Origin of the sequence: Microbacterium sp. Bi121, assembly GCF_918698005.1 — a bacterium.
In the GTDB taxonomy this organism is placed as follows: domain Bacteria; phylum Actinomycetota; class Actinomycetes; order Actinomycetales; family Microbacteriaceae; genus Microbacterium.
Genome location: NZ_CAKKLJ010000007.1, coordinates 88533 through 114488, shown reverse-complemented (window position 1 = coordinate 114488; position 25956 = coordinate 88533). Strand labels below are relative to the sequence as shown.

The 25956-nt window shown below is 68.8% G+C and carries 24 protein-coding genes; 15 read left to right on the top strand and 9 right to left on the bottom strand.

The features are described 5' to 3' along the window. Positions 1-121 precede the first annotated feature (121 nt). From LQZ87_RS12490 to LQZ87_RS12475, 4 genes are read left to right on the top strand one after another with little or no spacing between them, the layout of a single operon-like run. Complete coding sequence (locus LQZ87_RS12490) at positions 122-1315, top strand: TIGR03364 family FAD-dependent oxidoreductase (RefSeq protein WP_230103763.1); 1194 nt, start codon at positions 122-124, stop codon at positions 1313-1315. Next, entirely contained in the window at positions 1312-2019 is a 708-nt protein-coding gene (locus LQZ87_RS12485; RefSeq protein ID WP_325472011.1) for a phosphonatase-like hydrolase, read from the top strand. The genes LQZ87_RS12490 and LQZ87_RS12485 overlap by 4 nt, the downstream gene beginning before the upstream one ends. A 1-nt stretch (position 2020) precedes the next feature. Continuing rightward, a complete protein-coding gene (locus LQZ87_RS12480) occupies positions 2021-3109 on the top strand; it encodes an alcohol dehydrogenase catalytic domain-containing protein (RefSeq protein ID WP_230103762.1) in 1089 nt (362 codons plus the stop codon). Between the two features lie 53 nt (positions 3110-3162). Next, complete coding sequence (locus LQZ87_RS12475) at positions 3163-4086, top strand: EamA family transporter (protein WP_230103761.1); 924 nt, start codon at positions 3163-3165, stop codon at positions 4084-4086. A gap of 8 nt (positions 4087-4094) precedes the next feature. Here LQZ87_RS12475 and LQZ87_RS12470 read toward each other — a convergent pair whose 3' ends face one another. Next, entirely contained in the window at positions 4095-4841 is a 747-nt protein-coding gene (locus tag LQZ87_RS12470; RefSeq protein WP_230103760.1) for a YidC/Oxa1 family membrane protein insertase, read from the bottom strand. 64 nt (positions 4842-4905) lie between these two features. Next, positions 4906-5193 carry a DUF6412 domain-containing protein gene (locus LQZ87_RS12465; protein WP_230103759.1) on the bottom strand — a complete coding sequence of 96 codons (288 nt, stop codon included), beginning with the start codon at positions 5191-5193 and terminating at the stop codon, positions 4906-4908. A 45-nt stretch (positions 5194-5238) separates the two neighbouring features. On the opposite strand from LQZ87_RS12465, the gene LQZ87_RS12460 reads away from it, so the two are divergent. From LQZ87_RS12460 to LQZ87_RS12435, 6 genes are all read left to right on the top strand, one after another. Further along, positions 5239-6273: a DUF561 domain-containing protein gene (locus LQZ87_RS12460; protein ID WP_230103758.1), complete on the top strand. Its 1035-nt coding sequence runs from the start codon at positions 5239-5241 to the stop codon at positions 6271-6273. Positions 6274-6313: 40 nt separating this feature from the next. Then, entirely contained in the window at positions 6314-6733 is a 420-nt protein-coding gene (locus tag LQZ87_RS12455; RefSeq protein ID WP_230103757.1) for a hypothetical protein, read from the top strand. A gap of 124 nt (positions 6734-6857) precedes the next feature. Next, the gene (locus LQZ87_RS12450) at positions 6858-7109 is read left to right on the top strand and encodes a type II toxin-antitoxin system prevent-host-death family antitoxin (RefSeq protein ID WP_230103756.1); all 252 of its coding nucleotides are present in this window, start codon (positions 6858-6860) and stop codon (positions 7107-7109) included. Further along, positions 7100-7495, top strand: coding sequence for a PIN domain-containing protein (locus LQZ87_RS12445; protein ID WP_230103755.1), 396 nt, complete (start codon positions 7100-7102; stop codon positions 7493-7495). Before LQZ87_RS12450 ends, LQZ87_RS12445 begins: the two co-directional genes overlap by 10 nt. Before the next feature lie 149 nt (positions 7496-7644). Continuing rightward, complete coding sequence (locus LQZ87_RS12440; protein WP_230103754.1) at positions 7645-9057, top strand: amino acid ABC transporter substrate-binding protein/permease; 1413 nt, start codon at positions 7645-7647, stop codon at positions 9055-9057. Continuing rightward, entirely contained in the window at positions 9054-9782 is a 729-nt protein-coding gene (locus LQZ87_RS12435; protein ID WP_230103753.1) for an amino acid ABC transporter ATP-binding protein, read from the top strand. Before LQZ87_RS12440 ends, LQZ87_RS12435 begins: the two co-directional genes overlap by 4 nt. A gap of 9 nt (positions 9783-9791) precedes the next feature. On the opposite strand, the gene purU is transcribed toward LQZ87_RS12435, so the two are convergent. Beyond that, positions 9792-10655 (bottom strand): formyltetrahydrofolate deformylase, encoded by an 864-nt coding sequence (gene purU, locus LQZ87_RS12430; RefSeq protein ID WP_230103752.1) that lies wholly within the window; start codon positions 10653-10655, stop codon positions 9792-9794. 74 nt (positions 10656-10729) lie between these two features. On the opposite strand from purU, the gene LQZ87_RS12425 reads away from it, so the two are divergent. After that, positions 10730-11188 carry a glutaminase gene (locus LQZ87_RS12425; protein WP_230103751.1) on the top strand — a complete coding sequence of 153 codons (459 nt, stop codon included), beginning with the start codon at positions 10730-10732 and terminating at the stop codon, positions 11186-11188. 60 nt (positions 11189-11248) lie between these two features. Here the strand turns inward: LQZ87_RS12425 and LQZ87_RS12420 are convergent, their stop codons facing one another. Further along, on the bottom strand, positions 11249-11962 hold the full coding sequence (locus tag LQZ87_RS12420; RefSeq protein WP_230103750.1) for a GMP synthase: 714 nt from the start codon (positions 11960-11962) through the stop codon (positions 11249-11251). 114 nt (positions 11963-12076) lie between these two features. On the opposite strand from LQZ87_RS12420, the gene LQZ87_RS12415 reads away from it, so the two are divergent. Continuing rightward, positions 12077-14611, top strand: coding sequence for an ATP-dependent Clp protease ATP-binding subunit (locus tag LQZ87_RS12415; protein ID WP_230103749.1), 2535 nt, complete (start codon positions 12077-12079; stop codon positions 14609-14611). Positions 14612-14637: 26 nt separating this feature from the next. Here the strand turns inward: LQZ87_RS12415 and LQZ87_RS12410 are convergent, their stop codons facing one another. Beyond that, positions 14638-15246, bottom strand: coding sequence for a LysR substrate-binding domain-containing protein (locus LQZ87_RS12410; RefSeq protein WP_230103748.1), 609 nt, complete (start codon positions 15244-15246; stop codon positions 14638-14640). Positions 15247-15394: 148 nt separating this feature from the next. Between LQZ87_RS12410 and LQZ87_RS12405 the strand changes: the two genes are divergently transcribed. Genes LQZ87_RS12405 through LQZ87_RS12395 form a run of 3 tightly spaced genes read left to right on the top strand, consistent with a single transcriptional unit; the run spans position 15395 to position 19103 of the window. After that, on the top strand, positions 15395-16342 hold the full coding sequence (locus tag LQZ87_RS12405; protein ID WP_230103747.1) for a PhnD/SsuA/transferrin family substrate-binding protein: 948 nt from the start codon (positions 15395-15397) through the stop codon (positions 16340-16342). A 41-nt stretch (positions 16343-16383) separates the two neighbouring features. Beyond that, a complete protein-coding gene (gene phnC / locus LQZ87_RS12400; RefSeq protein ID WP_230103746.1) occupies positions 16384-17280 on the top strand; it encodes a phosphonate ABC transporter ATP-binding protein in 897 nt (298 codons plus the stop codon). Next, positions 17277-19103: an ABC transporter permease subunit gene (locus tag LQZ87_RS12395; RefSeq protein ID WP_230103745.1), complete on the top strand. Its 1827-nt coding sequence runs from the start codon at positions 17277-17279 to the stop codon at positions 19101-19103. The genes phnC and LQZ87_RS12395 overlap by 4 nt, the downstream gene beginning before the upstream one ends. Before the next feature lie 8 nt (positions 19104-19111). Here LQZ87_RS12395 and LQZ87_RS12390 read toward each other — a convergent pair whose 3' ends face one another. The 4 genes from LQZ87_RS12390 to LQZ87_RS12375 form a co-directional block, all read right to left on the bottom strand. Beyond that, positions 19112-19519: a transferase gene (locus LQZ87_RS12390; protein ID WP_230103744.1), complete on the bottom strand. Its 408-nt coding sequence runs from the start codon at positions 19517-19519 to the stop codon at positions 19112-19114. Positions 19520-19598: 79 nt separating this feature from the next. Continuing rightward, a complete protein-coding gene (locus tag LQZ87_RS12385; protein WP_230103743.1) occupies positions 19599-20372 on the bottom strand; it encodes a DNA-formamidopyrimidine glycosylase family protein in 774 nt (257 codons plus the stop codon). Then, the gene (locus LQZ87_RS12380; protein ID WP_230103742.1) at positions 20365-21225 is read right to left on the bottom strand and encodes an EI24 domain-containing protein; all 861 of its coding nucleotides are present in this window, start codon (positions 21223-21225) and stop codon (positions 20365-20367) included. The genes LQZ87_RS12385 and LQZ87_RS12380 overlap by 8 nt, the downstream gene beginning before the upstream one ends. 2 nt (positions 21226-21227) lie before the next feature. Next, the gene (locus LQZ87_RS12375) at positions 21228-25934 is read right to left on the bottom strand and encodes a DEAD/DEAH box helicase (protein WP_230103741.1); all 4707 of its coding nucleotides are present in this window, start codon (positions 25932-25934) and stop codon (positions 21228-21230) included. Positions 25935-25956 lie beyond the last annotated feature (22 nt).

Below are 25956 nucleotides of genomic sequence, written 5' to 3'. Positions count from 1 at the left end.
TCGGCGAAGGTCGGGTAAACGCGAGGCAAACTCTTCCGAGAACGGCGCGGAACGCCTGACGCCGAGTGTCACAGTGGTCTTCGATCCCTCGGAGCGAAAGGCCCTCATGTCGCGTCACCCTGTGGCCTCGGACCGCGCCGATGTCGTCGTCGTCGGCGCGGGCATCGTGGGCCTGGGTGCGGCATACGCGGCCGCACGTCGAGGGCTTCGCGTGATCGTCGTCGACCGGACGGCGTCGCCCGTCGGGGCCACTGTGCGGAACTTCGGTCACATCTGCATCGGCGCGCAGACCGGACTCGCCCGCGAGTTCGCCGACGCGTCCCGTGACATCTGGCTGCGACTCGCCACGGATGCCGGGTTCTGGCTTCGCGAATCCGGAACGCTCGTCGCCGCTCGAGACACCACCGAGCTCGCCGTCCTCGAACGCGCCGCGCGTGACGGCGACCGTGACGGCGACATCGAACTCCTCACGGCAGAAGAACTCCGGAGTCACGCGCCCGTGCGGGTCGGAGTCGCCGGCGGAGCGCGCCTTCGCACTGATCTGCAGACGAATCCGCGCGAGGCTGCGGGTGCGATCGTCCGTCACCTCGTAGCGCTCGGCGTGGAGTTCCGCTTCCGCACTGCGGTGACGGCGGTCTCCAGCATCCGGGTCGAGACGACGCGGGGCGCGATCGACTGCGGACGCGTCGTCGTCGCCGTGAATCACGACGTCGATCAACTGCTGCCCGAGATCGCCGAAAGAGTCGGTGTCGTCCGGTGCGCCCTCGACATGATGCGCGTGAGTGCCATGACGCCTCGCCCGCTGGCCGCCCCGTTGCTCACCGCCTGGTCGCTCCTTCGCTACGGACGTTTCGCCGCATTCCCCGAGACCGTCGCGCTCCGCGAGCGTCTGTACGCGGAGCGCCCTGAGCTCGCCGGCCTCGACCTCAACCAGATGTACACGCAGCTGCCGGACGGCTCGCTGATCCTGGGCGATTCCCACGTCCGCGGCATCCAACCCGGTCCTTTCCAGCCGGAGCCCGCCTTCGATGCTTTCATCGCAGAAGCTGCTGCGCTGCTGGAGCTAGACGATGTTCGGGTCATCGAACGCTGGCAGGGGGTGTACGCCTCCGGGCCGGAGGAGTTCCTCATCGAACAACCGGAGCCCGGCCTGCACGTCATCGCCGCGACCACGGGGATCGGCATGACGACCGGACTCGGTCTCGCCGAACGCATGATCGCCGATTCCGCGACTACAGAGTCCGCGACCACGGACCCCGCGACCACAGCCGCATACGAGCGAGCACCGCAGCTCGCAGCAGAAGGAGCATCATGAACGCCATCGAACTCGTCGTCCTCGACATGGCAGGGACGACCGTCCGCGATGACGGTGTCGTGGAGCAGGCATTCCAGCGGGCGGCTGAACGAACGGGCGTCGCTGATCGGATGCCATGGCCGGAAGCCCTGCAGTACGTCCGGGACACGATGGGGCGTTCCAAGATCGATGTCTTCACGCATCTCGCCGACGGCGACGTGGTCGCAGCCGCTGCTGCGACAGCAGCGTTCGAAGGCGCGTACGCCGAGATCATCGCCGAGCAGGGCGCCCAGGAGATCCCCGGGGCCGCCGACGCGATCGCCGTTCTTCGGGACTCGGGCATCAAGGTCGCACTGACGACAGGATTCGCGCCGGTCACACGCGATGCCCTCATCGACGCCCTCGGCTGGCGAGACCTCATCGACCTCGCGCTGTCCCCGGCGGATGCCGGCCGCGGACGCCCTGCACCCGACCTCGTGCTCACGGCGCTGCTGCGCACCGGAGTGTCGGCTGTGCAGGCCGTCGCCGTCGCCGGCGACACGAGCAGCGATGTCGAGACCGGCCGTCGTGCCGGCGCGGGCTTCGTCGCCGGAGTGCTCTCGGGGGCGCATGATCGTGCCGCGCTCGACGGCGCCGATGCGGTGCTCGAGACCGTCGCGGAACTGCCCGCTGCGCTCGCCGAACGGGGTCTGCTCGGTACCGTCCTTGCAGCACGGACGTCGTGAGATGCGTGTCCTTGCGCCGCACGAAGAGCGGCACGACGTCAATCTCAGACCGGCAGCGACCGCGAAGGTGTGGCTCGGCGTCGGGCAGGAGCACGAGACGGTCGCCGTGCCCGGGGTCGCCCTCGGCCATGCCGACGTGCTGATCGCGATCGAACTCTCAACGGTCTGCGGCTCCGATGTCCATACGGTCGCGGGGCACCGCTCAGCGCCGACGCCACTGGTGCTCGGGCACGAGAGCGTCGGCCGGATCATCGCAATCGGCGATGACGGCGTGAAGGCCGTTGACGGCACCGAGCTGCGCATCGGGGACCGCGTCGTCTGGTCGGTCACCGTCTCGTGCGGAGACTGCGACCGCTGCATGGCGGGGGTGACGCAGAAGTGCCGCACCGTGCAGAAGTACGGTCACGAACGGATCGGCCCGCGATGGGAACTCACCGGAGGGTTCGCAACGCATGCGCATCTGCGGGCTGGAACCTCGATCGTGCGCGTTCCCGAGGCACTGCCGGCTACCGTGCTCGCACCGGCCTCCTGTGCGACGGCGACAGCCTGGGCCGCGGTCAGCCGCGGAGCGGGCGGACATGTTCTGGAGGGGCGGCGTGTGCTGGTCTACGGCGCAGGCCTGGTCGGTCTGTCGGCCGTCGCCATCGCCGCGGATGCCGGTGCCGAGGTGACGGTCGTCGACCCGTCACCCGTGCGACGAGCGTTCGCGCAGCGGTTCGGGGGGACCGCGGTGACGGCGTCGACAGGACCGGCGGACATCGTGATCGAGGCATCCGGACACGCGGTCGCCGAGGCGATCGCCGCGGCGGATGTCGGAGGCACGGTCGTGCTGGTCGGGAGCGTCTTCCCGGGTGAACCCGTACCCTTCGACGCCGAAGATGCTGTGCGGCGCCTGCTGACGATCACCGGCGTTCACAACTACACAGGGCGCGAGCTCGCTGCCGCTGCCGCCTTCCTCACCGGCACGGGACGCGCGTATCCGTTCACGGAGGCGGTCGGGGCTGTCTATCCGCTCGCCGAGGTGGATGCCGCGATCACCGCAGCCTCCGCACCGGACGCGCCGTTGCGCGTGGGGATCAACCCGCGCTGAGCCTGTCGGGTCGCCGATTGGACGGCGACGCCTGTAGGCAGCACGCTGGTCACGTGGCCTCGAATCCGTCTTCTCGCCCCGCCGTCGGGGTGGCGCTCGTCGTCGGATCCTGCCTGTCGCTGCCGTTCGGCGCGGCCGTCGCCGCGCAGCTGTTCCCCGCGCTCGGCGCGTGGGGCGTGACCTCGCTGCGCATCGGTCTCGCCGCTGTGCTGCTGCTCGTGTTCGTGCGCCCACGGGTGCGCGGGTGGACCAGGCGGCAGTGGGGAGCGGCCGTGCTGTTCGGAGTCTCGCTCGCTGGAATGAACGGCTTCTTCTACGCCGGGATCGAGCGAGTGCCGCTCGGGCCGGCCGTCGCGATCGAGTTCCTCGGTCCACTCATCCTCGCGGCCGTCCTCACGCGCCGACTCCTGGACGGCATGTGGGTCGGGATCGCTCTGATCGGGATGGCGCTCCTCGGGCTCGATGGGATGCTCGGTGCCGAGCCGCTCGACCTCCTCGGCGTCTTCTTCATCCTCATCGCTGCGGGCTTCTGGGTTTTCTACATCCGCATGAGCGCCCGCGTCGGCGAAGCGATTCCCGGCAGCGGTGGCCTCGTCGTGGGGTTGCTCGTGGCATCCGTCCTCCTGCTCCCCGTCGGCATCCCGACGGTCGCCGCTGTCGGCGCATCGGGAGACATGAGCCTGCTGCTGCTCGCGCTCCTGACCGCGGTGCTGTCGTCCGTCATCCCCTACAGCTTCGAACTCGCCGCTCTCCGCCGCCTGCCGCAGCGCGTCTTCGGCGTGCTGCTGAGTCTCGAGCCGGCGTTCGCCACGCTTGCGGGTTGGCTGGTGCTCGGCCAGTCGGCGACGCCGTTGAAACTCCTCGCGATCGGGCTCGTCGTCGCTGCCAGCGTCGGCACCGCCCTCGGCGCACGGCGTGATGCCAAGGGAGCGGAGCCGCCGCCGTTCACGGGGACGATTCCCGTCGTCCCGAACTGACTCCGCGATCAGGTGGCGACCGGCAGCGGGTACCGCCGCCGCAGGATCACCCGCTGCCCGAGCGTCCAGGCCACCGTCACCGTCAGATACAGCGACGCCGCGAGCGGTACGAAGATCGCGAACATCGCAGTCAGGTAGTGCAGAGCGCTCATCATGCGCAGCACCGAGGGGGACGAGAGCGGGGAGTCGTCGACCGGCGTCGGGCGGAAGACGCGGCGTGTGACCTCGGCGACGGCGATCATGATCGCGATGAGTGCGAGATAGACGAGCAGGGTCGGCAGCGAGAAGGGGCCGGCGAAGAGCATGTGCACGAGGCTCGTGCCCAGCGTCGCCCCGAACAGGTCGTGTGTGAGCAGCTCGTTCGCGTGGCCGGCGATGTCGGTGCGCAGGAACAGCGTGTACAGGATGCCGACGACGGGGGCCTGCAGCAGCACCGGCAAACAACCGGCGAAGGGCGAGGTGTTCTCGTCCTTGTAGAGCTGCATCGTCTCGCGCTGCAGCCGCTCGGGGTTCTTCTTGTGACGCTTCTGCAGTTCGCGCAGCTTCGGGGCGAGGCGTGCGCGGGTCTGCTCGGCTTTGGCCTGGGAGATGCCGACCGGGATGAGGACGGCGCGGATCAGGAGGGTGACGAGGATGACGGCGGCCGCGGCCGCGGCGGTGCCGGTAATCGGCTCGAGCGCTGCGGAGAGCGCAGTCAGTGCGCCGTATGCGGCGTCGAGGATCGCCGCGATGGGCGGGAAGGCATAGAGGTCCAAGGGAAAGTCCGTTCTGAGTGTCGGGAAGGTCGGCGTGTGCCGTGCTCCCGTCACGAACGGACGGTCACACGGTGCGCGCGACTCCCGGCGCCCTCGGACGAGGGTGGCCGTCGGCATCCGGATCGCTCTGGGCGAGCAGGACGGATGCTCCGATGGCGCGGAGCGGATGCGGCGCCGAACCCTGACCAGCCCCTACGACGCCGAGCGTGATCGCGACGATGAGCGCGGCGACCGTCAGCAGGGCGAGGGCGAGGGTGAGGGCGGCGAGGTCGAGCGAAGCCAGATCGGGCATCGCGACCAGCCCGAGCGCAGACAGCATGAGCTGCAGCAGCTGCTCGAGTCCGTCCACCATGTCACAGACGATACCAGCGGGTGGCTGAGGCGTAGCTTGGGGAGCATGAGCGATCTGCGCGAGCTTCTGGGCATCCGGCATCCGATCCTCCTCGGCGCATTCGGCGGCATGTCGTCCGTCGCGCTGACCGCCGCGGTCAGCGAATCCGGCGGTCTGGGCGCATACGGCCTCTACGGATACGACGGGGCCCGCATCCGCGAGACCGCCGCCGACCTGCGGAGGGCGACGGACAAGCCTTTCGCCCTGAACATCTGGCTGCCCACCGGCGACGAAGCCCTGCCCGGCCCGCAGCACTCCGTTTTCGCTCAAGCGCTGGAGCCGTTCTACGAGGCCGTCGGTGTCGAGGTGCCCCACCGTCCGGAGCGCTACCTCCCGTCGCTCGAGGAACAGCTCGAGGCGATCTGGGATGCCGCGCCCGCAGCACTCAGCGTCGTGTTCGGCGTCCCATCGGCTGAGGTCGTCGCAGAGGCGCATCGCCGTGGCATGCGGGTCATCGGCACGGCCACCACCGTCGCCGAGGCCGTCGCGCTCGAAGCCGGTGGCGTCGACGCCGTCATCGCCTCGGGGGCCGAGGCCGCGGGGCACAGAGTGTCGTTCCTGCGCCCGGCCGAGGAGTCGCTCGTGGGCACCATCGCGCTCGTGCCGCAGGTGGTGGATGCCGTGTCCGTCCCCGTCATCGCGGCCGGCGGCATCGCCGATCGGCGCGGGGTGGCGGCCGCGCTCGCGCTCGGCGCCTCGGGAGTCCAGGTCGGCACCGCGTTCCTCGCGACGGCGCAGTCAGCAGCCACCGACGCGCATCGTGCGGCGATCCGCGCGACCGCAGCCGACGAGACGGTCCTCACCCGCGCGATGAGCGGGCGACTCGCACGCGGCGTCCGCAACCGTGCCGTTCGTGCGATCGAGGCGAGCGGCACGATTGCTCCGTTCCCGATGCAGAACTGGCTCACCGGAAGGTTCCGCGCGGCGGCAGGCGAGCAGAATCTCGGCGAGCTGCAGTCGCTGTGGCTCGGGCAGGCGGCGCCGCTGGCTCGCCATGACGATGCGCGTGCGGTCTTCGAGGAGCTTCTCGCCGGAGTGTGAGACGGCTGCTCTTTCGGCCGCGATCGGCGACAATGGGGCCGTGATGATCAAACGCGTCGGCAGCGCGGGCCTCGCCATCGTGGTCGCGGCCGGCATCCTGGTCGGTTGCAGCGGCTCCGGCACGGGCGTCGCCCAGGCGATGAAGCCCGGCATCCCCGAAGGCGTCGTCTTCGAGCCGCTCAGCGAAGAGCCCGCTGCGACCTGGATAGAGCGCGGCGAGACATTCGCCATCGTCACCTGGGGCAGCGGGAGCTGCCCGCCCATCGCGACAGCCCTCACCGCGGACGGGCCGGACCGCGTCGCCGTGACATTCGGGTCGTCGCCCAACGATCCCTGCACCGCGGATATGTCACCGACGACGCACGAATTCGAACTGCCGAACGACGTGACAGGCAGCCCCGTCATCGTCGAGGTCGGCTACGAGGACTGGCCCGAGGCGCACACGCTCACGCTGAAGTAGCGTTCACTGCGATCGCTCCGCACTGCGGCGCCGGCTCGCCTCAATGTTCTGTCGACAACACCCGGGCGGGGGTACTGCTCGATGAGGCGTAGAACTTAGCCAGATAAATGGCTAATCTGGATGCATGGCCCAGTACAGCGTTCTCGATGCGCGGAACAACCTCTCGCGGTTGATCGCCGACGCGCGTTCCGGTGAGGACGTCGTCATCACCAACAGAGGCGTGCCGGTGGTCAAGGTCGTCCCTGTCGGAAGGCCGGACGTCGTCATGAACGGTCCTGCCATCGTGGAGTGGCTCCAGGCCAACCCGCTTCCGGCCCGGCGCTCGCCGGAGGAACTCGACGCGCGGATCGCTGAAGAGCGCGAGTCGTGGGGGTGATCTATCTCGACGCCTGCATCCTCATATACGCGCTGGAGGATTCCGGTGCGCGCGGTGATGCCGTGCGCGCGGCGATGGCTGGGGCGCGAGAGCCGTTGGCCACGAGTCCGCTGGTCCTTCCGGAATGTCTCGTGAGCCCATTGCGTACAGGTGACCACGTGATGCGCGACCGGTATCTCGCGATGTACCACCACCTCGAAACCGTCGAACTCGATGACGAGGCCTATCTGCGCGCCGCCGAACTGCGCGCTGATCACGGGCTCAAGACACCGGATGCGCTCCACCTCGCGGCCGCACAACTCGCCGGTGCGTCGCAACTCTGGACGAACGACAGGCGCCTCGCCGCGGCATCCCACGGCCTAGCTGTCGACATCGTCAACGGGTGAACGGCACTCATGCCGCCCGACGCTCTGCTCTAGGCTTGATGACCGCGCGGCCATCCGGCCGTCGTCAACCGATCCGAGGAGCATCCGTCGTGATCCGAAATCTTTCCGAACCTTCGCGCCCGCTCGCGCGCAGGATCGCCGCACTTGCGATGACCGCGCTCGTCGCAGCGGGCGTGATGCTGGGCGTCGCAGCCCCCGCCACGGCCGCGGACGACAGCGGCGAGACCTACGTCATCGGCACTGACACGACGTTCGCGCCGTTCGAGTTCACCGACGCCAACGGCGACCTCGTCGGCATCGACATGGATCTGCTCCGCGCGATCGCCGAGGACCAGGGCTTCGAGGTCGAGATCCGCCAACTCGGGTTCGACGCCGCCGTGCAGGCGCTGCAGTCGAACCAGGTCGACGCAGTCATGGCCGGTATGTCGATCACCGACGAGCGCAAGAAGGTCTTCGATTTCAGCGACCCGTATTTCACCAGCGGCATCCAGCTCGGCGTCCTCGACGCCAGCGACATCCAGTCCCTCGACGACCTCGATGGCCAGACCGTCGCCGTCAAGACCGGCACGCAGGGCCAGACCTTCGCCGAGGACAACAAGGACGAGTACGGCTTCCGCGTCACCCCGTACACCGATACCACCGACATGGTGGATGCCGTCAAGGCCGGTCAGGCCGTCGGCTACTTCGAGGACTTCCCGGTGCTCGCCTACGGCATCCAGCAGGGGTCCGGCTTCCGCCTCGTCGGCGAACCGGAGCTCGGCGGTGAGTACGGCTTCGCGGTCAACAAGGGCATGAACGCCGAACTGCTCGAGATGTTCAACACCGGTCTCGCCAACGTCACCGAGTCCGGCGAGTACGACGAGATCGTCGACCGATACCTCAGCGGCGGCGAGGAGTCGACGCAGCCCACCGACATCATCTCGGTCGCCGTGAAGTACTGGCCCGCCCTCATGGAGGGCCTGTGGCTGACGATCCTCTCCACAATCATCGCGATCGTCGCCGCATTCATCCTCGGCATCGTGTTCGGGTTCGGGCGCCTGTCGAAGTTCCTGCCGTTCCGTTGGCTCGCCACCGCCTACGTGTACGTGTTCCGCGGTACACCGATCCTCGTGCAGGCGTTCTTCGTCTTCTTCGCGATCCCGCAGCTGTTCCCCGGGATCACGTTCAACCCGTTCGTCGCCGGTGCCATCACGCTGTCGCTGAACACCGGCGCCTACATGACCGAGATCATCCGCGGTGGCATCCAGGCCGTCGACCCAGGGCAGAACGAAGCCTCGCGCTCGCTGGGCCTCGGCCACTGGAAGACGATGCAGAAGGTCGTCCTGCCGCAGGCGTTCCGCATCATGATCCCGTCGTTCGTGAACCAGGGCATCATCACCTTGAAGGACACCTCGCTCATCAGCGTCATCGGCCTCGCTGAGCTCACGTTCCAGTCGAGGCAGATCATCGCCTCTACCTACCTGTCGGCCCAGGTGCTGACCATCGTCGCCATCATCTACTTCGTCGTGATCACGCTGCTGACGCTGCTCGCGAACCGCCTGGAGAGGAAGTTCAACGCATGAGCAAGATCGACGTCCGCGACCTGCACAAGTCGTTCGGGAGCAACGAGGTCCTCCAGGGGATCGACCTGACCGTCGCCGACGGCGAGGTCGTCGCCGTCATCGGACCGTCGGGCTCGGGCAAGTCCACGCTGCTGCGCTGCCTGAACAAGCTCGAGGAGCCGACCTCCGGCCAGGTGATCATCGACGGCGTCGACCTCACCGATAAGAGCGTCAAGCTCGACGAGGTGCGTCAGCGCATCGGCATGGTGTTCCAGCACTTCAACCTGTTCCCGCACATGACCGTGCTCGAGAACATCACCCTCGCCCCGATCGAGCTCGGCCGCATGTCCAAGACCGAGGCGCGTGAGCGCGCACTGGCTCTGCTGGAGCGCGTCGGCCTGTCCGACAAGGTCGATGCCAAGCCGGCATCCCTCTCGGGTGGTCAGAAGCAGCGCGTCGCCATCGCGCGCGCGCTCGCCATGGACCCCGAGATCATGCTCTTCGACGAGGCCACCAGCGCCCTCGACCCGGAGATGGTCGGCGAGGTGCTGCAGGTCATCCGCGACCTGGCTGAGGGCGGGATGACCATGGTGCTCGTGACCCACGAGATGGGCTTCGCGCGCGAGGTCTCCGACCGCACCGTGTTCATGGACGGCGGCGTCGTCGTCGAAGAGGCTGTGCCTGCCGACCTGTTCGGGGCTCCGAAGAGCGACCGCCTGAAGGACTTCCTCGCGAAGGTCCTGTAACGCCCGCGCCTACAGGATGACGGTCGAGCGGCCGTGCACGATCACGCGGTCCTCCGCGTGCCACTGCACGGCTCGCGCGAGCACCAGGCGCTCGACGTCCGCGCCGCGGCTCTGCAGCTCGGCGGCCGACTCGGAGTGCGTGACGCGCGTGACGTCCTGCTCGATGATCGGGCCCTCGTCGAGGTCTGCCGTGGCGTAGTGCGCCGTTGCGCCGATGAGCTTCACGCCGCGCTCCTTGGCGCGCGCGTACGGGTTCGCGCCGATGAACGCCGGCAGGAACGAGTGGTGGATGTTGATCACCGGCGCCCCGATCCTGCCGATGAAGTCGTCGGTGAGGATCTGCATGTACCGCGCGAGCACGACGAGGTCGACGTTGCCCTGCAGCAGCTCGAGCTGGCGGGCCTCCATCGCCTCCTTCGCGTCGTCGCCGGTGCCGCGCGGGATGTGCACGAACGGCACGCCGAACGAACGCACCGACTCGGCGAGGTCGGGGTGGTTCGAGACCACCATCGTGATGTCGACGTCGAGCTGCCCTCGCTGCTGGCGCCACAGCAGCTCCATCAGGCAGTGGTCGTACTTGGACACGAAGATCGCCACGCGTTTGCGGCGCGAGGTGTCGTGCAGCGACCACTCCATGCCGAACCTCTCGGCCACCTCGTCGATCGACGCCTCCAGCGCCGGACGCGCGGCGGCGAGCCCCGGAAGGTGGATCACGGTCCGCTGGAAGAAGCGCCCGCCCTCGGCATCCGTCGAATGCTGATCGAGCGAGATGATGTTCGCGCCGTGCTGGGCGAGGACGTTCGCGACGGCGGCGACGATCCCGGGCTGGTCATCGCAGGCGATGAGCAGACGTGCGGTATCGGTCTGAGACATGGATGCTCCTTGCAGGGGTGTGCATCGATTCTGCCGCGTCCGCGCCTGAGGTGACGAATCGGTAACCTGATGGGATGACTTCCGCAGCCCGACTGCTCGCCGATGCGCGCACCGTGCTGGCCGGGATCCCGAAGGAGGGGCTCGGCGAAGAGCGCTCCTCGCGCTGGAGAGGCGACCGGATCCTGCGCATCGGTGAGGCGTGGCACGTGGGCGTGCTGCTGCTCACGGACGACCGAGTGCTGGCGACGGGGGAGGTGCTGCGAGCGGCCGATCCAGGACGCCGCGGGTACACGGCCGAATCGGCGCGCGAGCGTGCGGCGAGGCGCCAGATGGCGCTGCGCGGGGGCTTCCGCGAGGGCGAGGTCGCACACGTCGGCTGGTCGGTCATCGACGTGGATGCTGTGGATGCCGGCGGCGCGTCCGGTCCGCTCGCGATGCGCGACGGCGTCGTGTCGGTGCGCTGGTCGGGGGCGTCGTGGCGGCCGCTGGAGGAGTATCTGCGGGAGCAGCTGGAGTTGCTTGCTGGTCGTTGAGCGAGCCGCAGGCGAGACGAAACGAGCCGAGCGAGGAGCGCAGCGACGAGTCGAAGCCGCTCAGCGCACCAGCCCCGCGAACCGCCGCAGCAGGTCCGTGCCCGTGGGAGACGACGCCAAGACGCGCTCGGCCGTCAGGTCGTACTCGTGCGGGTCGAAGTACCCCGTGGTCCGGTAGTAGGCCATGCGACCGACGAAGTCCTGCGGCGTGACTTCGGGGTGGAACTGCGTCGCGTAGAGCCGACCGCCGACTCGATACGCCTGCACAGGGCAGTCGTCGTTCGTCGCGAGCAGCACGGCTCCTGGCGGCGGCTCGATCGAGCCCTCCTTGTGCGCTGTCAGCACCGACATCTCCGGTGCGGAGGCCCCGAACAGCGGGTCATCGGCTGCGGCCGCTGTGATGCGGATGCTCGTGGCGCGGGTGGACTCCGGTACCGCCGTGCCGACGGTGCCGCCCAGCATCCGCGTGACGACCCCGATGCTGTAGCACGTGAACATTCCGGCGAGGTGCTCGGCGACGGCATCCTGAGCCAGACGTTCTAGGTCGTTCTCGACGCGTCGCTGCAGGTCGCTGCGCTCTTCGGCGACGACGTTGAACGGCGACCCGCCGACGACGACGCCGTCATAGCGATCCGCGACCGATGGATCCAGGGGCTGGTCCAGCAGATCCCACCGGTCGAGCGCGGGTGCGCCGAGAGCGCGCCGGAAGGACTCGTGTTCGGCATCCGCCGCGCCCTGCTCCGGCCTCACGCATACATACAGGATCGAGGCCACCTCAAGATTCTATTCGCCGCCCCGGGAATACTCGCCGTCGGCCCGCGTTGAACTTGAGTGCCGTACACTCAACTTCATACCTGAGTGAAGTCCGCTCAACTTTCAGGAGGAAACGTGCCCAACGACTTCAGCGACACCGGCGCCGGCTCTTTCGACGACTTTCTCGCCCGATACCTTGCGGGCGAGCAGTCCCGACAGGCCCGATCCATCGATCTCAGTCGCTTCCTGACCGCGCGCACACAGCGCATTCTGCAGCGCGCAGGTCGATTCGCCCTCGAGCGCGGCCAGACCGAGCTCGACGCTCTGCACGTGCTGCGCATGATCGTCGAGGACGACACCGTGGTGCGCGCGATCGAGAACATCGGCGTCGACCCGGCACAGATCATCGAGGCCGTCGAGTCGCGCCTCCCGCTGCCCGGCGAGGCGACGGCCGTCGACGCCGCGACCATCACGTCGAGCGCGAGCCGAGCGCTGTTCCACGCGTACCAGGTCGCCCGTTCCTCCGGCGCGACTTACATCGACCCCGAGCACCTGTTCTTCGCGCTCGTGCTCGGCCAGGACGTGCCGGCCGGGCAGGTCCTCGCGCGCGCCGGCGTGACCGCCGAGGCGCTCACTCAGGGCGCGCGCGAGCACGTGTCGGACCCGGTCGATGGTTCGGATACAGAGGGAGAGTCCACAGCATCCGACTCGCCCATGCTCGACAAGTACGGCATCGACCTCACCGCCCGCGCCGGTGCCGGCGAGCTCGACCCGGTGATCGGCCGCAGCGACGAGATCGAGCAGACCATCGAGATCCTCAGCCGCCGGACGAAGAACAACCCCGTGCTGATCGGCGAGGCCGGCGTCGGCAAGACCGCGATCATCGACGGTATCGCCCAGGCGATCGTCGACGGTGCTGTCCCAGCGCAGTTGGCCGGCCGCCGCGTGATCACCCTCGATCTGCCGGGCATGCTCGCCGGCACGCGCTATCGCGGAGATTTCGAGGAGCGTCTGACCAAGACGATGGACGAGATCGCCGCCCGCAAGGACGAGGTCATCGTCTTCATCGACGAGGTGCACACGGTCGTGGGCGCTGGCGGTGCCGGCGACGGTGCGATGGATGCCGGAAACATCCTGAAGCCCCGGCTCGCCCGCGGCGACCTGCACATGGTCGGCGCGACAACGCTCAAGGAATACCGCCAGATCGAAAAGGACCCGGCGCTGGAGCGCCGCTTCCAGCCCGTGAAGATCGATGAGCCGTCCATCACGGATGCCGTCCTGATTCTCGAGGGCTTGAAGGATGCGTATGAACAGCACCACGCCGTGACGTACACGGATGCCGCTCTTCGCGCAGCCGTGAGCATGAGCGCCCGATACCTGCCCGACCGCGTGCTGCCCGACAAGGCGATCGACCTCATCGACCAGGCCGGAGCCCGACTGCGGCTGAAGCTCGGCCTGCCCGTCGACACGTCCGCGCTTCTCACCGAGCTCGCTGATCTCGAAGCGCGCAAGAACGCCGCCGTCTCCGCGGAGAAGTACGAGGAGGCTTCGCATCTGCGCGACGAGATCACTGCCACGCAGGTTCGGATCGACTCGGCATCCGGCCGCACCGACGAGGCCGACGCCGTCGTCGATGAGCGAGAGATCGCCGAAGTGATCGCTCGTGCCACCGGCATCCCCGCCAGCCGTCTGACGGAAGGCGAGCGCGAGCGTCTCGCCGACCTCGAGACCGAGCTGCACGCCCGTGTGATCGGGCAGGACGCCGCCGTCACCGCGGTCGCTCGCGCCGTTCGCCGCAGCCGCACCGGCATGGGCGACGCCCGTCGCCCTGTCGGATCGTTCCTGTTCCTCGGCCCGACCGGTGTCGGCAAGACCGAGCTCGCGAAGTCGCTCGCCGACCGCCTGTTCGACGACGAGAACGTCGTGATCCGCTTCGACATGAGCGAGTTCGGCGAGCGGCACACCGTGTCGCGCCTCGTCGGCGCCCCTCCGGGATATGTCGGCTTCGACGAGGCAGGGCAGCTCACCGAGCGCGTGCGGCGCAACCCGTACTCGATCGTGCTGTTCGACGAGATCGAGAAGGCGCACCCCGACGTGTTCAACCTGCTGCTGCAGGTGCTCGACGACGGGCGCCTCACCGACGGGCAGGGCCGCACCGTCGACTTCCGCAACACGGTTATCGTGATGACCTCGAACATCGGGTCGGAGTTCCTCGCCTCGCGCTCCGGCGCACTCGGCTTCGTGTCGAGCTCGGATGCCTCGGCGAACGGCTTCGCGTCTGCCGCCGATCTGCGGGCGCGCGTCATGGGCAAGCTCCGTGAGGCCATGCGTCCGGAATTCCTGAACCGCATCGACGAGATCGTGCTGTTCCAGAAGCTGTCGCGTGAGGAGATCGCGGAGATCGTGCGGCTCATGCTGGGTGCGACGTCGGCGCGGCTCGCGGCGCGTTCCGTGTCGGTCGAGGTGACGGATGCCGCTGTGGGCTGGCTCGGTGAGCACGGCTACGAGCCCGAGTACGGGGCCCGCCCGCTGCGCCGGCTCATCCAGCGCGAGGTCGACGACCGCGTCGCCGACCTGCTGGTGTCCGGTGAGCTCGCCGACGGCGGCGCCATCCGCGTGGATGCCGACGCCGACGGCATCCGCGTCGAGGTGCCGGTGCTGGTCGGCTGATCTGGCTGAACGGCCCGCGGGAGGAGCTAGCGGGACGAGTTCGCGGTGCGCCCGCGGACGATCCCTATGAATGTCTCGACGTCCTCCGTCGTATGGTCTCGCAGCCAGGCGAGCGCGACGGAGGACGTCGGTGCATCCCGGAGCGGCCGGTAATCGGCATCCTTGCGCTGATGCAGACGCGCGAGCGACATCGGCACGATGACGATCCCCACCCCCGTGGCGACTGTCGCGATGGCATCCGTCGTCGTCTCGAGCGCCGGGAAGTTCGGCGCGATGGTCGGCAGGCCGAGCGGGCCGAGCACGTCGTCGAGCGGCGTGATCAGCACCTCGCCGGCGAGGTCCTCGGCTGTCAGCTCGTCCGCCGCCATGAGATGCGATTCAGCGGATGCCACGACCACGGGCACTTCTTCGTACAGCGGGATCACGTGCAGCTCGTCGGGGTCGTCGATCGGGCGGCGAACGAGCGCGGCATCCAGATCCTCGAGAGCGGCGCGCTGGGTAGCCACCTCGATCGGCACGAGTTCGAGCGGCACCCGGGGCATCCGCTGCTTCCACGTGTCGATCCACTTGCCGGGGGTCGCTCCGGGGACGGCCCCTAACCGAAAGGCGCGGGGCTGGGACGAGGGCGATGCCATGCGTTTCAGGGTACTCGGCTGTTCATGTCGAGTTCACGGTGCGGTCAGGATCTCGCTCCGCGCACGTCGCTGGGCGGGCTTTAGCTCGTCACGTCGGCTGCTCTGCCGAACAATTCACCCTGCACCCGCACCTTCGAAAGGTTCCCCCATGCAGTCCACCCTCAAGCGCGGTCTCGCGATCGCCGCTGGTCTCACCCTCGCCTTCGGTCTCACGGCGTGTGCCGCGGACACTGCCGACTCCTCGACCGACGGCGGCACCGCCGATGCCGGTGAGGGCACCTTCGCCTCCGGCGACTCCGACACGCTCGTCTTCGCCGTCCTCCCCGACCACGAGGGCGCCGACCAGGACGCTCAGCCGATCGCCGACTGGATCGCCGAGATCACCGGCAAGAACGTCGAGTTCTTCCAAGCAACGGACTACACCGCCGTCGTGCAGGGCCTCGCCGCCGACCAGATCGACATCGCGCAGATCTCGGCCTTCACGTACTTCCAGTCGCAGAACGCCGGCGCCGACATCGAGCCGATCGGTGCGCAGATCACCCAGGAGGGCGCCGAGCCCGGCTACTTCTCCGTCGCCGTCAAGTACCCGGCAGCGACCGACGTGACGTCCCTCGAGGACTTCGCCGACCAGCCGGTCTGCTTCGTCAACCCGACCTCCACCTCGGGCTTCGCCGTTCCGATGGGCGGCCTGCTCGAGGCCGGTGTCACCGTCTCCGACGACAACCGCCTGTTCGGCGAGGAGCACGACCTCAACGCCAAGAAGGTCGCCCAGGGCACCGACTGCCAGGTCGGGTTCGCGCAGGACATCGACGCCGACCCGCTGATCGAGTCGGGCGAGCTCGAAGAGGTCACGCGCGTGCAGGTCCCCGCAGCGCCGATCGTGATGCAGGCCGCTCTGCCGCAGGACGTCAAGGACCAGCTCACCGCTGCCCTCGCCGACAGCACGCAGTCGGACCTGACCGACGCCGGAATCGAGCTCAACGAGTTCCTCACCGACGGCTGGTTCGGCTTCGGCAAGGTCGACGACGCGTACTACGACCTGATCCGCACCCTGTGCACCGAGATCGCCGACGAGGTCGAGGCCTGCCAGGCCTGACCCTGACTCCGACCACGTAGACGCAGCCAGGAGCAATGCACATGACGAACAGCGACACCCCCGCCGTCCGGATCACTGATCTGGGCAAGACGTACCCCGGAGCCAAGGCCCCGGCTCTCTCGGGGGTGTCGTTGTCCGTCGAACCCGGCGAGATCGTCGTGCTGCTCGGGCTCTCGGGCTCGGGCAAGTCGACGCTCCTGCGTCATGTGAACGGACTTGAAGTTCCCACAGAGGGTGCAGTCGTCTCGCTCGGCGAATCCGTCGCCTCGTTGCGAGGGCGCGACCTCCGTGCACTGCGCGGCCGTATCGGGTTCATCTTCCAGCAGTTCGAGCTCGTCGGAGCACTCACGGTGCTCGAGAACGTGCTCACCGGTGGCCTGTCGACGCTGCGTGGCCCGCGCGTCGGCATCTTCACCTATCCCCGCGCCCAGCGTGAGAAGGCCCTCGGTCATCTCGACCGCGTCGGCCTGCTCGAGTTCGCGTACCAGCGGGCCGACCAGCTCTCGGGTGGGCAGCAGCAGCGCGTCGCGATCGCCCGTGCGCTCATGCAGGATCCAGAGATCCTGCTCGCCGACGAGCCGGTCGCGTCTCTCGACCCCGAGTCGAGCAGCCAGGTGATGGCGCTGATCCGCGAGATCGCCGCCGAGCGCTCGCTCACAGTCATCTGTTCGCTGCACCAGGTCGACCTCGCGCTCAGTTGGGGCGACCGTATCGTCGGCCTGCGCGCCGGTCAGGTCGTGCTCGACATGCACACCCAAGGCCTCAGCCGCGAAGAGGTCATGGAGATCTACGGCCGTGTCGCCACGACGACGAGCGAGATCCAGGCACTCGAGGACGAGCTCGCCGAGGCGCGCGAGCAGATCCGCGAGCGCGAGGCGGAGCGCTCGGCATCCCGCGAACGCCTCGCCGAGGACTTCGCGAACGAGGAGCCCGCATGACGATCACCGCGGAGCGCCCCGCTCTCGCAGAACGCATCGCGACCGTTCCGCGTCCGGCGCCCCGACTGTCGAGTGTCGTCTCCTACGGCGTCATCATCGCGATCCTCGGCCTCGGCGTCTGGTCGTTCATCGGCCTGGACTACAGCCTGAAGAGCCTGGAGACCACAGGGCACAACATCTCGCGATTTCTGAGCATGGCGCTGCCGATGCAGTGGCCGGGGTGGAACGTCACGGCTGAGGTCGGTGCCGGCGGCGCCAAGATCTTCACCACGACCTGGGTCGGCTTCGAGCCGATCTGGGAGATGTTCCTCACCATCGTCATCACGCTCGCACTCGTCGTCGCCGGCACAGCGCTCGCCGCAGTGCTGTCGGTTCCCGTCGCGTACGGCGCAGCCAGGAACACGACCCCGCACGGCCTGGTGCTCGGGCTCTGCCGCGGGATCGGCGTCGTCGCCCGCGCGATTCCGGATGTCGTGTTCGTCGTCGTCTTCGCGTTCCTCTGGTTCAATTCCGGGATGCTGCCCGCGATCGTCGCGGTCGGCCTGCACTCGGTCGGCATGATCTCGAAGATGTTCGCCGACGCGATCGAGCAGATCGACGAGGGGCCGCGCCTCGCGATCCGATCCGCGGGTGGCTCGAAGGCGCAGGAGTTCTGGTCGGGCGTCGTGCCGCAGGTGCTGCCGGCCTGGGTGGCCGTCACCCTGCACCGGGCTGACATCAACCTGCGCGGCACGGTCATCCTCGGTGTCGTCGGCGTGATCGGTGTGGGCTACGAGCTCGATGAGGCGCTGCACGGCGGACCAGCCGGCATGCGCCGCGTCATCCCGATCGTCGTCATCATCATCGTCCTCTGCGTGCTTTTCGAGATCGTCTCGTCGTTGCTGCGCACGAAGCTGCTCGGCGTGCAGCCCACCGGCAGGGGGTTTGGGAACGCGGTCACCCGCGCCGTCGCGCGCAACCGAGTATCCACCGAGGGCGCCACGAGCACCGGCACGATCAGGACGCAGGACCGCAACGCGCGCATCGAGGCAGCCATGCATCGACCGTGGGATCGCAGCCGCGTCAGCAATACTCTGTGGATCTGGCTCGGCATCCTCGTCGTGGTCGGCGCATTCCTCTACACGGCGCCCGACGTCACCAGGATGTTCTCGCCGTCGTGGAACGAGATCGTCGATCCGACGCGCGACCGCGCGATCTGGCCGCCGCACTTCGGCAGCCGCGGCTGGGACGACGTTCTGGCTGCGGTGGTCACGACCATCCAGATCGCCTTCGCAGCGACCCTGATGGGCGCGATCATCTCCGCGGTGGTCGGGCCGCTTTCGGCCCGCAACGTCGCGCCGAACAGCTGGGTGCGCAACACCTTCCGTGGGATCGCGCTGGTGATCCGCGCCATCCCGGACCTCGTCGTCGCGATCCTGTTCATCATCGCGGCCGGCATCGGACCGCAGGCGGGCGCGTTGGCGCTCGGCATCGGCGGTGTGGGTCTGCTTGCGAAGCTCATCGGCGACTCGATGGAAGAGGTGCCGAACGGCCCGGAGCGCGCTCTCGCGGCGGGTGGCAGCACCCGCACGCAGGTGTTCTTCTCATCGACGATGCCGATGTCGGTCCCAGCGATGGTCAGCCACCTCATGTACCTGCTAGAGCAGAACATCCGCTCCGCGACGCTGCTCGGCATCGTCGGCGCCGGCGGTATCGGATTCCTGCTGCTGAACGCTCTGCAGGGGCGGCACTTCGACGAGGTGCTCGCCTACGTGCTCGTCATCATCGGGATGGTCGTGCTCGTCGAGAGCGCGTCGATCCTGATTCGCCGGGCGCTCAAGTAGCAGGGGGCTCAGGCCGCCAGCCACAACCCCTTGCGGTCGGTGGCGATCCTCAGGCCAGCTGCGACGATCTCGTCGTCGCCGATCTTCGCTCCGCGCGCGATGCGCGCCCCTGCCCCGATCTCGGTGCGGACGCCGATATGTGCCCCGTCTCCGACGGCGGCGCCCTGGCCGATGTGGGCATGGGCGTCGATGTAGGCGTTCTCACCGATCACGGCATCCGGTTCGATCCACGCTCCGCGGATCACCCTGGCTCCTGCGCCCACGCGAGCCCCTGGTTCGATATAGGCGCCGACCTCGACAACGGCCTTCGGATGCACCTTCGCGCCGTGCGCGACAAGGCCACGGCCGTTGACGTGCTTGCGGTAACGCAGCGTCGTGCCCTGGTCGTCCTCGATATCGATGTAGTTCTTACCCAAGATTCCTCCCAGTCCGGACATCCCCGGATATATCAACAACCACGGGAGAGGGGGATTCATTCCCGCTCAGGGATGATCTTCAGCGCTGGCAGCTCGGGCACCAGAAAGTGACCCGCTCGCGCGTCGGATCGGCGCCCTGTTCACCGCGTCGGATCGAGGTTCCGCAGCGTCGACACGGACGATTCCCGCGCCCGTAGACCCAGGTGGTCTGACCGGGCCGGTTCACGCCTGTGAAGGTGCGATCAGCGCGATCGCGATTCGCGCGGATCGTGCGCGCACCGAGGTCGACGAGGGCTGCAGAATCGACGTCCGCAGCGGGCGTGGTCGGCAGGATTCCGCGCAGGAACAGCAGTTCAGCGGCGTACTCGTTGCCGAAGCCCGCGACGTTCCGCTGGTCGAGAAGGGCGACGTGGATGCTGCGCGAATCCGCGCTCACGCGCCGCGCCGCCTCGGCGGCGTCCCAGTGCTCGGACAGCGGGTCGGGGCCGAGGTGACCCACGATCTGATCCTCGTGGCTGGTCCGGACGAGCTCGATGTCGGCGATGTCGACGCCCACGGCTTCGTACTGGGCCGTGCCCACGATCGCGCGCACCTTGAACGCCGGATGCCGCCACTTGTCACCGGGTCGGTAGACGAACCAGGCGCCGTCCATGCGCAGATGCGAATGCAGCGTGTACTCGCCGATGCGCAGCAGCAGATGCTTGCCGCGCGCGACACAACTCTGGACCGTCGCACCGGTGAGATCGGCAGTGGCGGCCTGGGGGACACGCAGGTCGAATCGCGTGACCTCGTGCCCGGCGAGAGCGTCGTCGAGTCGTCTCGCAGTGCGGAAGACGGTGTCGCCCTCAGGCACGCGGGTATCCCGGCGGCGGAGGAGGCGGGGAGACGGGCGCCGGGGCGCCGTCCGCAACGGGAGGTGTCGCTTCGCGCCGCCCGGCGGGCGTGGAGACGACACCTTGCGCCACCTGCTGCCCGGGCTTCGCCCGACGCAGCAGGTCGTGGGCGAGCAGGGTCGAGCCGGCGACAGCGGCCGGCATCGTGACGATCGCACCGAACGGCACCAGGAAGCACAGCTGCGTCGCGACCCCGAACCCGATGACGCGTGCACGACCGGCGCGCAGCATCCCTGATCGCGAGTATCCGGTCAGTCCACGGGCATCGAATGCTCGGCCGGTGAGCTCGCGGGCCAGAACCCGTCCGTTCAGCAGCACGCCGATGACGGTCGCCGCGATCCCGCCGATCACGGGGATGAACCCGATCAGCAACGTCAGCAGCGCGACGAGGAGACCCATCAGGACGAGCCGGATGCCCTCGCCGACCGTCGACCAGAATCCGGTCTCGCCGGTGGGCTCCTCGCCGAGCGATCGCTCGATGCCGCGCCAGATCCGCTGGTAGAACGGGTCGCCGATCGTGAGGGTGAGGGCGGTGAAGACGGCGGCCGCCAGTGCCAGAGCCGCGACGATGATCACGGCGCCGAGTCCGAACCGCACCAGCGCTTGCCATGGCTCGCTCCAGCCGTCGGCGAACGGCGTCATCCAGTCGGTGATGGGTCCGAGCCAGATCAGGAGCGGGATGATGGCCGCGAGCAGCACGGCCCAGGCGATGAACGCGGGGATGAGGCCGAGCGCCATGAGTCGCGTGTGCGTCTTCCACATCCGGAAGCCGCGCAGCAGCGTCCCGACGCCGGCGAAGAACTCGCGGAACATGCTCAGATCACCTTCCGAAGGGCGTAGCCACGTGGGGTGGCGACGAAACCCGCCTCCTGCAACGCCGTCGCGAATGTCGTGCCGTAGATCGGCTCACCGTTGATCTTCTCGACGGTGAGGGTCTCGAGACGCCGCGCGCGCGAGGTCGCGACGAGATCGGATGCCGCGGCACGCAGCGCTTCTGGATCATCGTCGAAGGCCAGCACGGTCCTGCCGCCCCTCTCGAGGTACAGCACGAGCGATCCATCGACGAGCACGACGAGGCCGCCGGCCTTGCGGCCGGGTCGGTGCGAGACGCCCTCTCGGCGTGGCCACGCGAGCGCCGCACCGTACGGATTCGCCGGGTCGGTGGCGGCGAGCGTGATGGCACGCATCGGAACAGGGTCGGGCAGATTCGCGAAGGTGCGGAGGCGATCGACGGTGGTGGATGCCGCGAACTGGGCGGCTCCCAGCTTCTCGATGACGTAGCCGCGACGGCAGTGTCCCGCCTGTTCGAAGCCCGCCAGGATGCGGTACGCCTGCGCGAAGCCGCCCGGTGTCCCCTCGGACTGCACCGCGCCGCGCGTCACCACCCCGTAGCGGTCGAGCAGAAGGCCTGCCGACACGGTCGCCCTGCGGCTGGCGCGCGACTCGCTCCCTGCGGGGGCGGCAGCGTCCGCCGGCAGCAGCGACCAGCGTCCACCCGTGGCTGTCGGCCGAGCAGTCTGCCCTGCGCTCGAGAACGAGACCCCGCGGAATGTCCGGGTGCGCGGAGCCCGCCGCACAGACTTGTGCGCCTGCGATCCGCCGGCGAGCAGGGTCCGCACCGGTGCGAACGTGTCGTTGGTCACGCGGCCGGACCACGTCAGGCTCCACAAGGCCTCGAGCACCGACTGCTCGTTCTCGGCTCCGGCCATCTCCTTGAGCTGCGCTGCGAAGTATGCGCCCCCGCGGCTGAGCGCATCGAGCAGAGCCTGTTCGAGCGCGTCATCCGCTCCCTCGACAGGTTCGGGGATCGGCAGCGTGAACGGCGCCAGGTCTGCGAGATGCAGCGACACCCAGCCGTCGCGCCCCGGCAGGGTGCCGTGCCCGGCCCAGACGACCTCGCCGCTCGACGTGAGTTCGTCGAGCAGAGCGGGGGAGTAGTCGCGCACGCGTGAGGGCAGTACGAGCGATTCCCATGCGCTGGCCGGGATCGGCACACCGGCGAGCTGCTCGATCACTGCCAACACCCCGTCGACGCCCTCGAGCGGTCGGGTGAGATGCTGCCAGTCGGGCAGGAACCGCGCGTACGCCTCCGGTGCGACCGGTTCGACGCTGCCGCGGATCGCGGCGAGCGAGCGCATCCGAAGCCGGCGGAGCACTTCGGTGTCGCACCACTCGTTCTCGGTTGCGCTCCCGGCCGCGTCGGGCAGGAAGTACCCGCTCGTCACGCGTCCGGACTGCTCGAGTCGCTGCAGGGTGTGCCGTGCGACGGCTGCCCCCAGGCCGAAGCGCGTGGCCACGGCATCCGTCGTGAACGGTCCGTGCGTACGCGCGTGACGCGACACCAGGTCGCCGAGCGGATCGGCGACCGGCTCGAGGAAGGCCACCGGGATGCCGGTGGGAAGCGCTGCGCCGAGAGCGTCGCGAAGACGCCCGGCATCCTCGATCGCCGCCACCCGTGCGGTGCCGGCGATCGTGACCGGGATGGCACGGCGCGCGGTGATCAGAGCGTCGAGGTGGGAGGACGCCTCGGCTTCAGAGGCGGCTTCGACTCGGTCGGCGTCGCCGTCCTCGCTCAGCCCGTTTCGTCTCCCCTTCGGCTCGCTGAACGACCCGCGGGGGGAAGTCGAGTCCTCCGGCTCCAGCCGCGCAGCGACCTCGGCGGCATCCAGCGGGCCGAGCGTGCGCAGCAGATCGGCGACGCCCTCGAGCCCTCGGGCTCGCCGCGAGGGGTCCAACCGCTGCGCCTCGTGCTCGAACTGAGCGATGACCTCTGGGTCGAGGAGTTCGCGCATCTCCACCGTGCCGAGCAGTTCGCCCAGCAGTGCCGGATCCACCGAGAGCGCGGCTGCCCGGCGCTCGGCCAGCGGCGAATCGCCCTCGTACATGAACGCGCCGACGTACCCGAACAGCAGGTCGCGCGCATACGGCGAGGGCTGGGCTGGCTCAGTCTCGACGAGCCGCACGCGACGCTCGGCGATCGCGTTCGTGAGCCGGCGCAGCGACGGCAGGTCGTAGACGTCCTGCAGCACTTCGCGCAGCGTCTCGAGGATGACAGGGAACGTGGGGTGGCGCCTGGCCACCTCGAGCAGCTGCGCCGAACGCTGCCGCTGCTGCCAGAGCGGCGTGCGCTTGTTCGGGTTCATCCGGGGCATCAGCAGAGCACGCGCGGCGCACTCGCGGAACCGCGAGGCGAACAGCGCCGAACCGCCGACCTCCTCGGTGACGATGTGCTCCATCTCGTCGGCTTCGAAGACGAACAGGTCGGCGCCGGGTGGCTCGGCGTCGGCATCCGGAATTCGAACGATGATGCCGTCGTCACTCGCCACCGCCGAACCTTCGACGCCGAGACGTTCGCGGACGCGCGCATTGATGGCCAGCGCCCACGGTGCGTGCACCTTCATGCCGTACGGGGAATGCAGGATGACGCGCCAGTCGCCGACCTCGTCGCGACCGCGCTCGACGGTGAGGTTCCGGTCGGTGGGCAGCGTGCCGGTCGCCTCGCGCTGCTCGTGGAGGTGTGCGAGCAGATTCGCCCGTGCCTGCTCGTCGAGACCCGCGTCGATCAGACGCTGGGAGGCCTTCTCCGGCGGCGCAGCATCCACCTCGCGCGAGAACGCGCCGAGCGCCTCCCCGAGCTCGTAGGGACGACCGATGCCGTCGCCGTGCCAGAACGGCACCTTGCCCGGCTGCCCGTAGGCCGGAAGCACGTTCACCCGGTCGTGGGTGATCTCGGCGATCCGCCAGCTCGTCGTGCCGAGCGTGAAGACGTCGCCGACGCGCGACTCGTAGACCATCTCCTCATCCAGCTCGCCGACGCGCCGACCGGCGCCCTCGCCGGCGACGAAGACCCCGAACAGCCCGCGGTCGGGGATCGTCCCGCCGCTGGTGACCGCGATGCGCTGCGCGCCGGGGCGTCCGGTGAGGGTGCCGGCATCCCGGTCCCAGACGAGTCGAGGGCGCAGCTCGGCGAACTCGTCCGACGGGAACCGTCCGGCGAGCAGGTCCAGCGTCGCCTCGAACGCCGAGCGCGGCAGCGACTGGAACGGCGCCGAGCGCCGCACCGTCTCGAACCACTCCTCGACGCTGATCGCGTCCAGCGCGCACGCGGCGACCGTCTGCTGGGCGAGGATGTCGAGCGGATTGCGCGGCACGGCGATCGCCTCGATCTTGCCGGCCAGCATCCGCTCGGTGACGATCGCGGTGTGCAGCACGTCGCCGCGATGCTTGGGGAAGAGTGCCGCGCGGCTCACCTCGCCGACCTGGTGACCGGCTCGCCCGACGCGTTGCAGACCGGATGCCGCGGACGGCGGGGCCTCGACCTGGATCACGAGGTCGACGGCGCCCATGTCGATGCCGAGCTCGAGACTGCTGGTCGCGACGACGCAGCGCAGGACGCCCGATTTGAGCTCTTCTTCGACGCGTGCCCGCTGCTCCTTCGAGACGGAGCCGTGGTGCGCCTTGGCGAGCACGGGGTCGGCGCCTGCGGTGGAACCGGCCTGGGCCATCATGGCGGCCGGAGGCGCTGACGAGTCGGGAAGTGGGACGCCGATCCGCTCGGAGTAGATCTCGTTGAGCCGGCCGGTGAGGCGCTCGGCGAGGCGGCGGGAGTTCGAGAACACAATGGTCGAGTTGTTCTCGAGGATGCGGTCGACGATGGCCTCTTCGACGTGCGGCCACACCGACCCGGTGACCTCGGTGTACTCGGCGTCCGTGTCGGCCGAAGCGTCTGGAGCGCCGGGCGGAGGAGGCGGATTGGTCATGTCGTCCATCGGGACGGTCACGGTCAGCTCGAACGTCTTCGACGCCTTGGGGGCGACGATCTCGACGGGCGCCGACCCGCCCAGGAACCGTGCCACCTCATCGATGGGGCGCACGGTCGCCGACAGGCCGATGCGCTGCGCCGCGGCATCCGCCCCCGCGGTCCGCCGGAGCGCGTCGAGACGCTCCAGGCTCACGGCGAGATGCGCTCCGCGTTTGGTCGCGGCGACCGCATGCACCTCGTCGATGATCACCGTGTGCACGCCTCGGAGCGTCTCGCCGGCGCGGCTGGTGAGCATCAGGTAAAGCGACTCCGGCGTCGTGATCAGGATGTCCGGCGGATTCGAGACGAGCTTGCGTCGATCGCTTGATGTGGTGTCACCGGATCGGACGCCGACGGTGACGCCTGGGGCATGGATGCCGAGCCGGCGAGCCGACTGGCCGATGCCGACCAGCGGCGACCGGAGGTTGCGCTCGACGTCGACGCCGAGCGCCTTCAGGGGCGAGATGTACAGGATGCGGGTGCCGGTGGCATCGGTTCCTGAGCCTGTCGAAGGGGCATCCGCCTTCTCGCGGAACACGCTGTCGATCGCCCAGAGGAACGCCGACAGCGTCTTGCCGGAACCGGTCGGTGCGACCACGAGCGCGTGCTTGCCGGCCGAGATCGCATCCCAGGCTCCGGCCTGCGCGTTCGTGGGCGCGGCGAATGCACCCCGGAACCAGTCCTGCGTGGCCGGGGTGAAGCGGTCGAGGACATCACCCACATGTCCATCATCGTGCAGGCAT